Source organism: Nostoc sp. FACHB-888 (assembly GCF_014696655.1).
In the GTDB taxonomy this organism is placed as follows: Bacteria; Cyanobacteriota; Cyanobacteriia; order Cyanobacteriales; family Nostocaceae; genus Nostoc.
This window is the reverse complement of the sequence record NZ_JACJQM010000007.1, coordinates 110,055-123,662: the sequence shown is the minus strand read 5'-3', so window position 1 is coordinate 123,662 and position 13,608 is coordinate 110,055. Positions and strand designations below refer to the sequence as shown.

11 protein-coding genes are annotated in these 13,608 nt (G+C 39.9%); 7 read left to right on the top strand and 4 right to left on the bottom strand.

Annotated elements, in window-relative coordinates; genetic code table 11:
- Positions 1-290 precede the first annotated feature (290 nt).
- Positions 291-1,724 carry an ATP-binding protein gene (locus tag H6G26_RS06955; RefSeq protein ID WP_190728546.1) on the top strand — a complete coding sequence of 478 codons (1,434 nt, stop codon included), beginning with the start codon at positions 291-293 and terminating at the stop codon, positions 1,722-1,724.
- Between the two features lie 305 nt (positions 1,725-2,029).
- Here H6G26_RS06955 and H6G26_RS06950 read toward each other — a convergent pair whose 3' ends face one another.
- A complete protein-coding gene (locus tag H6G26_RS06950) occupies positions 2,030-2,533 on the bottom strand; it encodes a DUF2808 domain-containing protein (RefSeq protein WP_190728545.1) in 504 nt (167 codons plus the stop codon).
- Between the two features lie 235 nt (positions 2,534-2,768).
- On the opposite strand from H6G26_RS06950, the gene H6G26_RS44210 reads away from it, so the two are divergent.
- From H6G26_RS44210 to H6G26_RS06930, 5 genes are all read left to right on the top strand, one after another.
- Positions 2,769-2,891, top strand: a complete 123-nt coding sequence (locus H6G26_RS44210; RefSeq protein WP_347242439.1) for an ATP-binding protein — start codon at positions 2,769-2,771, stop codon at positions 2,889-2,891.
- Positions 2,888-3,568, top strand: a complete 681-nt coding sequence (locus H6G26_RS06945; protein WP_190728544.1) for a response regulator transcription factor — start codon at positions 2,888-2,890, stop codon at positions 3,566-3,568. The genes H6G26_RS44210 and H6G26_RS06945 overlap by 4 nt, the downstream gene beginning before the upstream one ends.
- A gap of 50 nt (positions 3,569-3,618) precedes the next feature.
- Positions 3,619-3,831 (top strand): CopG family transcriptional regulator, encoded by a 213-nt coding sequence (locus tag H6G26_RS06940; RefSeq protein WP_190728543.1) that lies wholly within the window; start codon positions 3,619-3,621, stop codon positions 3,829-3,831.
- 583 nt (positions 3,832-4,414) lie between these two features.
- Positions 4,415-5,794 (top strand): BCSC C-terminal domain-containing protein, encoded by a 1,380-nt coding sequence (locus H6G26_RS06935; protein WP_190728542.1) that lies wholly within the window; start codon positions 4,415-4,417, stop codon positions 5,792-5,794.
- 92 nt (positions 5,795-5,886) lie between these two features.
- Positions 5,887-10,626: a response regulator gene (locus H6G26_RS06930; RefSeq protein ID WP_190728541.1), complete on the top strand. Its 4,740-nt coding sequence runs from the start codon at positions 5,887-5,889 to the stop codon at positions 10,624-10,626.
- A gap of 21 nt (positions 10,627-10,647) precedes the next feature.
- Here the strand turns inward: H6G26_RS06930 and H6G26_RS06925 are convergent, their stop codons facing one another.
- Complete coding sequence (locus H6G26_RS06925; protein ID WP_190728540.1) at positions 10,648-11,061, bottom strand: ATP-binding protein; 414 nt, start codon at positions 11,059-11,061, stop codon at positions 10,648-10,650.
- Positions 11,062-11,207: 146 nt separating this feature from the next.
- Here H6G26_RS06925 and H6G26_RS06920 point away from each other — a divergent pair, with 146 nt between their 5' ends.
- Positions 11,208-12,398, top strand: coding sequence for a SpoIIE family protein phosphatase (locus H6G26_RS06920; protein WP_190728539.1), 1,191 nt, complete (start codon positions 11,208-11,210; stop codon positions 12,396-12,398).
- A 40-nt stretch (positions 12,399-12,438) separates the two neighbouring features.
- Here the strand turns inward: H6G26_RS06920 and H6G26_RS06915 are convergent, their stop codons facing one another.
- Together H6G26_RS06915 and H6G26_RS06910 are read right to left on the bottom strand one after the other, a co-directional pair.
- On the bottom strand, positions 12,439-12,765 hold the full coding sequence (locus H6G26_RS06915) for an STAS domain-containing protein (RefSeq protein WP_190728538.1): 327 nt from the start codon (positions 12,763-12,765) through the stop codon (positions 12,439-12,441).
- Between the two features lie 120 nt (positions 12,766-12,885).
- Positions 12,886-13,575: a PIG-L deacetylase family protein gene (locus H6G26_RS06910; RefSeq protein WP_190728537.1), complete on the bottom strand. Its 690-nt coding sequence runs from the start codon at positions 13,573-13,575 to the stop codon at positions 12,886-12,888.
- Positions 13,576-13,608: the final 33 nt, after the last annotated feature.

Genomic DNA, 13,608 nt, shown 5'->3' with positions numbered 1-13,608 from the left:
CAAGAAAACATACAAAAGTAGAAAGTTTCAGGTGATTCTCATCAGAAATTAATTTAACTACTAGTAAATTCACTTAACTTATTATTAGACAAAGATTTGCATAGTTGAGAGAGCGATGAAATAAAAATAGCAATATTTTTGGAATGGCTGTCGCTTTCACTGTGGGTATGCAATAAAGGTAAGTTAAAATTAGCTATAACTAAATATGTAGCAGTTGATACTAACTTTACATTTAGCAGCCTAATTTTATTGATACAACCTTATTAAAGACCTAAGACGCAACCAAAACAGTGAAGCAAATCAAAAAAAAATGGATAAATATAGACCCCTTTTCATTACAGTCACGCCTCACGCTTGGTATTGCAGCATTTTCAGCTTTGGTATTAGGTAGCCTAGCTACATGGACTAGTTGGAAAATGCAGCAAATTTTAGTTGATAGTCATAAATATAATATAGAAGAAATCGCCAAGCGCTTGCCGCAAGATTTGCAAATTTATAGTGAAATGATGCAACTTGAAACTGGGTTGCAAAAGGCTATTGATAATTTAGCAAATACCAACACATTATTATGGCTAAAAAGTTCTGATAATAAAATTTTAGTAAAATCTGCTCATTTAAATTTATTATCTGAGGCTACAGTAGCTGAGTTGATGTCCCTGACTGAGATGCCGATTAAACCACAAGTTTACAAAGTTAACCAAAACTACTTTGTTTTATATGGTACTTCTGTGCAAGTGCAGGGTAAGTTGTTGGGTGAGTTATTTATACTAAAGGATATTACCCGCGAACAGAAAATGTTTGTGTTAATGGTGCAAAGTTTAGGTATTACTAGTATTTTGGCAATTATTGTATTAACATCTGCGATCGCATTTTATATTAAGCATTCTCTGCAACCCTTGCGCCAGCTAAATCAAATGGCTTCTGTGATTTCTGCTGAAGATTTAGGACAAGCGCAGCTACATCTTCATAATGCACCAAGCGAAGTCAAAGAATTAGCTCAAACCTTAACTATGCTGTTATCGCGCCTCTCGCAAGCATGGGAGCAAGAGCAAGAATTTGTGAGTAATGTTTCTCACGAATTACGTACACCTTTGACGATTGTACATGGTTATTTGCAAAGCGTATTACGAAGGCAGAATAACTTAACCCCAACCCAACAAGAAGCTTTAGAAACTGCTGCATCGGAAGCTGAACGCACTATCCGTCTGCTACAAGATTTACTTGATTTAGCACGAGCCGATAGCGGTTACTTATACTTCCAAATGAAATCTTATGTGCTAAATGACTTGGTTGAAGAAGTTGTAATGATGGCAGAAACATATAGCGATCGCATAATTAAAATCGAGTCAAAAGTTTATCCAATAGAGATAAAAGCAGACTACAGCCGCCTCAAACAAGTATTATTAAATTTAATTGATAACGCTGTTAAGTATTCTGAAGCTGATACACCAATAATATTCAAATTAAATAAACTTCAAGACAAAGCAATTATTCAAGTTTGTGACAAAGGCTATGGCATCCCTTTGCAACAGCAAGCACGGATATTTGAGAGATTTTACCGTGTAGATGAATCCCGCTCTCATGCTACTGCGGGCTGTGGTTTGGGTTTATCTATTGTCAAGACACTTGTAGAAGGTATGGGGGGTAATGTAAATGTACAATCTAAGTTAGGAGAAGGGAGTACCTTTACAATCAGTTTACCTACATATAGCAGTTCTACCTAACCTAACGGGACTTTAAACCAATTCGCAATTCGCAATTCGCAATGACGCTCCTACGTCGCTAACGCTGCGCTAACGCAATTACATTTTGTGTCGGGGTTAAATCCCCGTTACAAAACTTGCTGCCTGTCTTGCTGGAGAATTAAACTGAACATACTTTGTTAAAAGGAAGAAATTAAGCCAACCCTCTTTTTTAATAAAAACTTTTTTAATAAAAAAATTAGAGTCCCCTTTTAAAGGGGAGTTAAGAGGGGAGGTTCGAGAGCCAAATATCATTAACCGTATTGCTCCATAAACCGGAAATAATTCTAACCTTTCTCAGGAATATCAATTCTGGCTGTTCCAATTGGGATTTCTCCCATCAACCCAACTCTTTGACCGCTTACTCCATAGAGTAGTATATTCCCGCCTAAACTCTTCCTTCGCACACCTATTAGCTCCACCTCTAAAGAATTATCAGGAGCTATCGGTTGGTCAAAGGTGATTAACAAACGTTCTTTACTAATCTCCATCTTAGCTGCAATTTCTTTACCAGATTGGTCTGTAATCCGAACTCCATTAAAGCGTTCCATCTGACTTGGTAGAGAAATTATTAGGTTTTGCAGAGACATTCCCTTTACAGCTAATCTGATAAAATGAGTATCATTTCGGATGCCAGAACTCGTAATATGAGGAACGTTAAACTTGAAGTTTACTTGGGATAGTATATGTGTATCCAAATTTGACTGATGTTCTTTTACAGGTGTAGCTAAAGCCGTAGCAAACATGGTAAGTACTAAAGCAGATAAACTACCGACAAATAAAACTTTCATGATGAAATGCTCGCTTTTAGATGAATCAATGGCTCAACATGGAGTAAGAACCTGTAATTAATAGATTCATCCATGAATATGAGAACAGGCTGACTCATAAATTAAATTTTTCTGAGATTTAAAAAATAATATTTTTATAAAATATTTGCTAACAATATGATAAAAAAACATTATCTATAAAATTACCGTTTTCTCAGCAAAAACTATAACTCTATTCAGAGACTATCTGGACAAGTTGGTTTTATCGATAGTGAAACATCTGGTAAAAGGTATGGGAGGCAAAGTTACCATCCTTTCAAAACCAGGTTACGGTAGCACTTTTATTTTCACATTACCTGCTCTAGGAGCAAATTTATGACAGCACATATCCTTGTGGTAGAAGATGAAGTTAAACTGGCAAGATTTGTCGAATTAGAACTTAGTAGCGAAGGATACACAGTCAGCGTAGCCCATGATGGTATTGCTGGTTTAACCCTGGCGCGAGACTCATCGCCAGATTTAGCGATTCTAGATTGGATGCTCCCAGGTTTGACAGGTTTAGAAATTTGTCGCCGTTTGCGAGCAACAGGTAGCACAGTACCAGTAATTTTGTTGACAGCAAAAGATGAAGTGAGCGATCGCGTGGCAGGATTAGATGCAGGAGCCGATGATTATGTAGTTAAGCCCTTCAGCATTGAGGAACTATTAGCCAGAATTCGCGCCCATCTCCGACGCACCCAAGAAACAGACGAGGATTTGTTGCAATTTGAAGATTTAAGCTTAAATCGCCGCACCCGTGAAGTTTTTCGGGGAAAACGAAGCATTGAGTTAACAGCAAAAGAGTTTGACTTATTAGAATATCTCCTCTCACATCCGCGTCAGGTGTTTACTAGAAACCAAATTTTAGAGAAAGTTTGGGGTTACGACTTCATGGGTGATTCTAATATCATTGAGGTATATATTCGTTATCTGCGATTAAAATTAGAAGACAATAAGGAAAAGCGTTTGATTCATACAGTGCGTGGTGTAGGTTATGCATTGCGGGAGCAATCTTGATGACTTGGTGATTTCGGCTAAAAGAAACATATTAAAGACGAAAGGCGATTATGAATAAAAAATGGGCTGTTAAACGACTGACAGTAAATCTCACAACCGAAGAAATGAACAAACTTAAATCTTACTGCGCTTCGACAGGAAGGCCAGCAACAGATGTAGTTCGAGAATTGCTCCGAACTCTTGAGGTTGACGATGCTGAAAACTCTGAGATGAAAACAGCAGACTCAACAAGAACAGTTGGCATCTCGTCAAAATCACAGTAACTATTAACTCGAAGATCCCGCCAAATCTCAGAAATCTGCTATCGTGATTCCCGGCAGATAGGCTACGGTGTACACACAAGCCCTTGAGAGTTGCCCCACATCTCCCCAACCCTTTCTACGGTGTGTACACAAGTCTTTGGTGAGGCTATTTACGATTTATCGCATAGCCTCTGAGATACCTCGCCCTGGTTTTGCTTAAGCAAAACCTGTCCCTCTCCTTACCAAGGAAAGGGATGTCCGATAGGACAGGGTGAGGTTTTTTTGGTTTTAGGTAATTAAACTCGGTGACTTAAGCTAATCGTCATTTAAATTGCACCATTTTTATGGTGATAAAAGCTGCAAACCCTCTCCCCTGCTCCCTGCCCCCTGCCCCCCTGCGATCTCAATGTGCAAATTAAATGCGTAACAGCTTATCTATATACTTCTGTCTCGCCTTCACCTTATAAAAGCAAAGCCTTTTTTCTTTGCCATGTCTCAACAAGCATAGATTGTGGGCATCATAATCCCAAGCCGAATACATCAGCTAGCAGCCATATAATTCTTTGGCAGCAAGTTTTTTATTATACAACTATAGTATCGACCTATGGTAGATAGTTTTAGACGTTATCTCTTTTTTTCCCGATATAGTTTATTCACTGAGTTGGTTTTGGGTTGCTTACAGATTCAATTGGGAGTCATTTGTAGCACAGGTATTTGGACATTATCAGAAGCTAAGTTACAAGCTGGCCAAGCACATCAGACCTGGAAACCACCTTCAGAATTGACCGAGCAAGTCACCAAAGTAAATGCTGAGTCAGCAGAGCAAGACTCAAAACTTAGAATCCACAGAGATTTCAGAGCGCTAACTTGGGCCCATAGTACAGCGTTAGCGAGTCCGCGAGTGTCTGGCAAACTGAACTTTGGTGATTTAGAATTTTCGATGCCGTTACCCTATCCATTAAAGCCAAAACCTATTTTGATGGCGGCACCCGAAAACTTTAATCCTGATCTGCGATTACCGCCAGCGCAACCAGAAGCACCGCAGAATTCTAGTCCACCAACAACTTCCAGCGAACCAAAAACGCCGGATGCAGTTTTGGAAAGTATTTATACGGACTATCGCTATGACACAGACAACTTTGGCCAAACCAATTTATTTTTTGAACCAACGGTTCAGTTTCGATTGAATAATGGCAATAAAATATTTTTCAAAACAGGTTTTAACTTCTTTGAGCAACGCGGTGTTGAATCAGTTACCAATTTTCCCTTACAGGTTGGATGGCAGGGAAAAATTGGGCAAGCGACTCTGCGAACAGCAGCCGGAGTCGATGTGTTCAATCGTTTACCTACAGCTATTAATCTCAATGCTAAGGTGGAGGTTCCCATTTCGCCGCCGCGAGTTTCGTCATCCGGTCAATTGCTATCGGCAGTAATATTATCAGGCAATTTAGAACAAGGGCCTTATAAATCTAATGCCCGAACTTTAGACAATCAAATTACTTCTTGGCGATTTGGGCCTGATTTATACTGGCAGATTGACCGCAACACCAGCTTGTTCTCTTCATTACGTTTGGGTAGTTACAACGATGGTAATTCTGAGGTGCAGTCATTTAATAGGTTAGAGCGCAAGTTTGGACAGTTTTCTCTGGCAGCTAACTTATTCAATTGGAGTTTTGATCGCAATTTAGAAAGCACAAGTGGCTATTTTTCTCCACCAGATTTTTTAGTTTACAACGCTGAGGTGGCTTGGGAAGGAGATATTGCTAATTTCCTACGCTGTCGTCTCGCTGCAAATTTAGGACAGCAGCGACTTAAAGGAGAATTTGACAACGCCTATACCTATCAAACGCGCTGTACGGTAAAGGTTTCACCAAATATAGAGGCAGACCTTGGCTATAGCTTTAGTAATGTCCGAAACCAAGAAACAGGGGGAAGTGCCTACGGTGGTAATTCCTTGACAGGGCAGTTGCGGGTCAAATTTTAGAAGGCAGGAGGCAGGAGGCAGAGGGCACGAGGTAAACCCTATAAATAATTTCAAATCTAAAATCTAAAATCCAAATTGTATAAGCCTTAAAAATGAAAGCACCATTACCTGATAACGAAGCACAGCGAATCGAATCCCTTTTGGAGTATAAAATCCTCGATACTAGTCCAGAAGCTGCCTTTGACGACCTCACCCTTTTAGCTTCATATATTTGTGGAACTCCCATTGCCTTAATCAGTTTAGTTGATAGCGATCGCCAGTGGTTCAAGTCAAAAGTTGGTTTGGATGCCCTAGAAACACCTCGAAATGTAGCATTCTGCGCCCATGCCATTTTGCAACCTGAGGTTTTTGTTGTGCCTGATGCCACACAAGACGAAAGGTTCGCTACAAACCCGCTAGTCACCTCTGGCCCTAATGTTCGGTTTTATGCTGGCATACCACTGACTAACCCTGAAGGATATGCATTAGGAACCCTTTGTGTAATTGACCATGTACCAAGAAACCTCTCTCCAGAACAAGTTGAAGCATTACGAATTCTGGGCCATCAGGTAATCAAGCAACTAGAAATGCGGCGCAATTTAGCAAGTTTAGCCTTGGCGAGTCATACACGCAAACACGCACAGAAGGGACGCAAACAATTTTTTAAAAGAATAGCCGGAGGGTTTGGGTTAGCATCGGCAATTTTAGTTTTGATTGGTGTGATTTCTTATCAAAACACACGCATATTAATTGATACTAGTAATCAGGTACAAGAAACCCAAGAAAAAATCAATAAACTGAAAGAATTACTGTCTGAGATGAAGGATGCTGAGACTGGACAACGCGGTTACATCCTCACTGGACAAGAAAGTTATCTGGAACCTTATCAAGCAGTAGTTACAAATATCGATCCAAAAATTGCAGAACTGAAGAATTTAATCGCAGATCAACCTAGCCAAAAAAAGCAGTTTACAACCCTGGAATCTCTGATAGCTGCAAAACTCGCCATACTCAAGCAGACTATATACCTGCGTCAAAATCAGGGATTCGAGGCGGCATTGCAGGTAATCCAGACAAATCAGGGAAAACATCTCATGGATGATATCCGCAAGGTCATCCATGAGATAGAGAATGAGGATAAAAAGTTGCTTCAACAGCAGTCACAAGTTGCAAAAACCAGTGCTAAAAACGCGGTTTTGACACTTGCTTTCGCTATTTTTCTAAGTTTTCTGACTCTGGCTATAGTCTACTACTTCATTTCTCGTGAGGTAACAGAGCGTAAATTAACAGAGGAAACACTAAACACAGAACGCAACTTTATCTCAGCAGTCCTTGATACAGCCAGCGCTTTGGTAATAGTTCTTGACACACAAGGGCAAATCCTTCGCTTCAATCATGCTTGTGAACAAATAACTGGTTACTCATTTGATGAGGTAAGAGGAAAGCATTTCTGGAACCTATTTCTACTTCCTGAACAGGTAGAGATGGTTAAAGTAGTTTTTGAGCAGTTACGATCTGGTAAGGGCCCCAAAGAGTACGAAAACTATTGGGTAACAAAGGATGGCAGTCGGCGACTCATTGCCTGGGCTAATACTGCCTTGGAAGACTATGAGGGCAACGTTGAATACATTGTTACCACGGGTATTGATGTCAGCGATGTTGACGAGGAGCTTCGTTTACGTAAACGAACTGAACAACATTTGAAAGCACAGTATTCTACAACACGCGTTTTAGCAGAGTCAACTACAATCAACGAAGCCATGCCCCAGATTCTCCAAGGAATATGCGAAAGTTTGGGATGGACTTTTAGTGAATTTTGGATAGTAGATCAACAAGCAAATCTACTGTCCTTGCAAAATACATGGTATAAGATGTCTCTTGAGATGCAAGAATTTGACATCCTCAGTCGACAGATTACCTTTGCACCAGGAATTGCTTTGCCTGGTCGTGTCTGGGCTAGTGCAGAACCTGTTTGGATCGCTGATGTTGTTAAAGATCAGAATTTCCTCCGCTCTCAAATCGCTGCCCAAGCAGAACTGCACGGAGCTTTCGGTTTTCCGATCCGTACTGGTAAAAAAATCCTTGGTGTCATTACCTGCTTTAGCAATGAGATTCAACAACCTGACTTGGATTTGGCAACAGTAATGCATTCTATTGGTGAGCAAGTAGGGCAGTTTATTGAGCGCAAGCAGGCAGAAGAAGAACTTCAACGGCAAAACTTGCGATCGCAACTATTTACTGAAATCACCCTCAAGATCCGTCAGTCTTTACAAATCAAAGAAATTCTCCAAATCAGCGTTACGGAGGTGCAAAAAATTCTCCATAGCGACCGAGTTTTGATTTATCAACCTTTGGCAGATGCATCTGAACCCACTATCGTTGAGGCAGTAGTTTCTGGCTGGTTGGCAATCAAAGACAAAAAGCTCACTGATGCTTACTTTCAAGCGGAATATACACAGCAGTACTATCTACAGCAGTATCGTCAAAAACGGAATATCGGTCTTGCTGACTTTGATCTAGTCGAAGTCCAAAAAAGCCACATAGAATTACTGCAACAATTTGGAGTCAAGTCCAATTTGGTCATACCCATTCTTGTCAAAGAAGAACTCTGCGGTTTACTAATTGTCCATCAATGCGGCAGTTCCCGCCAATGGTCTAGCTTTGAAACTCATCTTTTACGGCAAATAGCCGATCAAGTAGGTATTGCCTTAGCTCAAGCCCAAATGTTAAACGCAGAAACTCAACAGCGACGAGAACTCGAAGTTGCTCGTCAACAAGCTGAATTAGCTTCTAAAACCAAAAGTGCCTTTTTGGCGAATATGAGCCATGAAATCCGAACTCCGATGAATGCTGTATTGGGCATGACAGGCTTAATGTTAGAAACTCCCCTAAATTCAGAGCAACGAGATTTTATCGAAACAATTCGCATTAGTGGAGACGCTCTCTTAAGCCTAATCAACGAAATTTTGGATCTGTCCAAACTTGAGGCTGGGGAAATGGCACTAGAAACTCTAGATTTTGACTTATCTACCTGCGTGGAAGAGGTATTGGAATTATTGGCTCCTCCAGCCCATAATAAGGGATTAGAAATTGCCGCGTTAATCTATCCCAATGTCCCTACCTATTTGCAAGGTGATGCTGGCCGCCTGCGGCAAATTCTTATGAACCTGATCAGCAACGCGATCAAGTTCACCAGCAATGGAGAAGTAGTAGTACGAGCAGAATTGCGATCGGAAAATTCTACTACAGTCACCATCCATTTCACAATCACAGATACTGGTCTTGGCATTACCTCTGAAGACCAATGCAAACTCTTTACGCCATTTACTCAAGTAGATGCTTCCACCACCCGCAAATATGGCGGCACAGGTTTAGGATTAGCCATCTGTAAGCAACTAGTGAGCTTAATGGGAGGAGAAATTGGCGTAGAAAGTCAGTTGGGTAAAGGATCTAAGTTTTGGTTTGAAGTAACTCTCCCCAAGCAACTTCACTCTCTTTCCTCAGAAGGCGATGGCTTTGCCCATGCCAAGGGCGATCGCGGACTTCTGAATAATCGGCGCTTGTTAGTAGTGGATGATAATACCACTAATCGCAAAATCATCCACCATCAAGCTACTCGTTGGGGAATGCTGGTAGATCAGGCTGCTTCGGCTGCTACTGCTCTTAAAGCTATTCAAGAGGCTGCCAAGCAGAAAAACCTTTATGAAGTTGCTGTGATTGATATGCAGATGCCAGAAATGGATGGCATGACTTTGGGAGAACAAATTAAAGGTAACCCAGCGATCGCTGGGTTACCTTTGATTATGCTTACCTCTACTAATCAACGAGATGAAATCCAACGAGCGCTAAAAATAGGATTTGCGGCTTATTTGGTCAAACCTGTTAAACCGTCCCGACTCCTTGATACCATCATGACTATTTTAGGAACGCAGCCGGAACAAGAAAAGCCAGAATGGGCTACGCCCCGCTTCTCTACGAGACGCTGTGCGAATGCTAACGGTAGTCAGGAGTTAAAAGTGAAAAATTACGAAAATAACAGCAATTATCATTCTCCTGGCACTGACTCCCCCAAACTTAGAATTCTTTTAGCTGAAGATAATCTAGTGAATCAGAAAGTTGCCCTGAAGCAACTCCAAAGCTTGGGTTATAGCGCCGATGTCGCTGGTAATGGGAAAGAAGCCTTGCAGCTATTAGAAAAAATTCCCTACGATTTAATTCTGATGGATTGCCAAATGCCAGTTCTTGACGGTTTTGAAACTACAAAAGAAATTCATCGTTGGCAAGAAAGCAGCTTTGTAAGTGGTCGTTGTCCTGTAGTAATTGCGATGACAGCTAATGCCATGAAAGAAGATCAACAAATGTGTCTCGATGCAGGCATGGACGACTATCTGAGCAAGCCGGTGATCAAAGAAAAATTGGCTGCGGCGCTAGAGCGTTGGGGAAGTGTGATATTTAGGGAAAAAGAAATAGATGCTTTGGAGCAGACAGCTTCTATGACAGATGTAGATTCAGTTGACCTCCCAATTGATTGGGAACGCTTGCATCAACTCTCAGAAAACAACCCAGAATTTGAATTGGAACTACTGCAAATATTTGTTGAAGATATTCAACCTCGTCTAGAGGTAATTAAAATTGCGATCGCAGATAATGACTATGAGCAACTAGCGCTCCAAACCCATCAAATTAAAGGTGCTAGTGCCAATGTTGGAGCTATAACCATGCATCTAGCAGCAGAAAAACTAGAACAACTAGCTTACAATAAAGAACGTCGAGGCACTACTAACTTAATCTTAGAGTTAGAAGAGTTTCTTAAACGCATTCAAGAATTTCTAATCAGAACTCTTAATTCCTGACTCTTAATTACTGCTGTAAATTCAGTAATATTTACTAATAAATAAACAGTAACGATTATCTACTGTCGGCTCATAACTTAACTTATCGGCAATGGCAGACATGATTTTTAAACCTCGACCGCGCCCTTGATCATTCTCCTCAAATTCACATATTTGTTGCAATTTCTCCTCTAAGTCAAAGGGTTCACCTTGAGACCAAATCCGAATTTCTATGTATTTATCTAACCGCACAGCTTCTATCTCAATAGGAGTTTCAACAGGTAAGTTTTTGTGAGCATGTTCAACGATGTTAGTAAAGCCTTCCATCATCAGGGTTTGACATTGCCACCAAATTTTTTTATCGAGAATAGGTGGTTGATTCATCTGCTCGAACCAAGACAACACTTGAGGCGAGGCTGTAAGGTCTGTGTTAACTTTGAGATAAATTTTATTCACTTCTTAACCAATAAAATATTTTGAGATAATCATATTCGGTAATTTATTTAATTTGAGTATTTTCACTATACATTCTAAATTCAATTGCATATAAGTTTAATTAGAGCAATTACTTACTTTCCGTTTTACTTAGTAAATTTTAATTTATGTTTAAAATTTTGGTTATTGATGATGACCCTATAGTGCGAGCAGTACTGAAAAGAACACTGCAAAATCAAGGTTATGATACTAGTGTAGCTAGCAATGGCGAAGAAGGAATTACACAAGCACAATTACTACGCCCTGCTCTGATTATCTGTGACTGGATGATGTCCCAACTCGATGGGCTAGAAGTATGTCGTCGAATTAAGCTAGATCCAGAGTTGGCAACTACTTTTTTTATTCTATTGACTGCTAAGGGAGCAGCACGAGGAGAGGAGGGAGATAGAGTTAGAGGACTTGACGCTGGAGCAGATGAGTTTATCTCTAAACCAATAGAGATGAATGAATTGAAAGCAAGGGTAAGAGCAGGATTAAGATTACACCAGCTAAATCAAGATTTACAAAGTCAAAAAAAAGCCTTAGAGACACTAAATCAAGATTTACAAACTCAAAAGCAAATTTTGGAAGCAGAATTGGAACAGGCTGCTGGCTATGTGCGATCGCTTTTACCCTCACCACTTGTAGGAGCAGTAACTACAGAAAATCTGTTTATTCCCTCAGCACAGCTAGGAGGTGATTGCTTCGATCATCATTGGATCGACGAGGATAATTTAGCAATTTATTTGTTGGACGTATCAGGGCATGGGGTGGGTTCAGCCCTTTTATCTGTATCTGTGCTGAATGTTTTGCGATCGCAATCTCTACCGAATACTAACTTTTGTCAACCCAGTGAAGTCCTAAAAGCGCTTAATCAAGCCTTCCAAATGACGAAGCACGGTGATAAATACTTCACAATCTGGTATGGAGTTTATCACCGCCTTAAACGTCAACTTATTTATGCTAACGCCGGACATCCACCAGCTTTGTTGTTATCTAATACCTCTACAGCAAGTATCCAAGTTAAACAGCTAAGTTCTTTAGATTTACCAATTGGCTTCTTAAGTAATGTTCAATTTGAGGATGCTATTTCTGAGATTGAAGAAAACAGCACTTTATACATCTTTAGCGATGGTGCTTATGAAATTAATCAGTCAGATGGGAAAATTTGGGGTATTGATGCTTTCATTGACTTACTAACTAAACATAGCCTGAAAGATACGTGTCACCTAAAGCAACTATTAGCGGACATTCTCAAGTTAAATGCTCAAGATAATCTAGATGATGACTTATCTTTGGTAAAAGTTAACTTTAGTTAGTATAGTCAAAAATGCATTAAAAGTTTATATTGTCTACAGCTTATTGTGTTGCCAATACTTGGCGCTTGAATTCCTCTTGGTTAGCAAAGCTTTGAAAAATTCTATCCATTTTAGTCAGTTCAAACAACATCCTGACTTGATCGGTGATAGAACAGACAAAAAGTTTACCATTAGCATTCCGCACCATTTGCGCTGCTGATACTAAAGCGCCTAAACCAGAGCTATCGATAAAGTTTACTTCTTTCATGTCAAGCAACACAATATCAGAGCCGTTCGCCAGAACGCCGCTCATTTGACGACGTAGCTCATTACCTCTAATACCATCTAAAATTCCAGATAATTCTAGTACTGTTACACTCAGATTCATTGTTTTAGCCTATTATTTGATTTCAAAAAATGTATTTATATTTTGGCATTAACATCAGGAAAACTGCAATAGAGATAATATACTTTTATGTTTTATATTTAATCAAACATAGTTGATTGCTTAGTGACTATTAGCTATTGCAGTAAAAAAGCTAGCATCCACACATTGGCGGGAAATTTCAAAAGCTTCAAAATAACCATCTTTCTGACCTAACTCCCGCGCCCAAAAACGAGATAGAACCAGTATGGCATCAAGTTGCATGAATGCCTTGTTTGACTCTGACTCATAACAACCAATAGCTGCAACTTTTTCTTCAATTACAGAGGTAATATCTACAAAAAAATTTGGTTCAAAGCCACGTAAAAAAACAGGTGGTGCTGAATACCATAAACTTATATTTTTGCGGGTAGCAACATTAGAAACTGCGATCGCACACACTTCATGATCTCTATGTCCATATTTTTCAGGTTGTGGTGTGTGAGTAACAATCAAATTTGGTTGCCAACGCCCAATAGATTCTTCAGCAACTTTAATTACTGCTTGTGTAGAGAAATTGCACTCTTCAAGTGCATGAAACTCGTAAGTTGCACCGATAATTTTACCTGCTGCATCTGCTTCCTGATAACGTGTACCTTTAATAGTCGAACTAGAAAGGCTACCGTCAGTCAAAATTAAACAACGTACATTCCATCCTGCTTTAGACATCAAACTGAGAGTGCCAGCAGCAGGTAGAACTTCATCATCAGCATGAGCATAAATTGTTAAAACAGTTAGTTGACCAAAGTTTTTTGAATCTGAATCAGTGTTCATTGCTGTTTTTTTCTAGATTGGATAAAAGAGTTA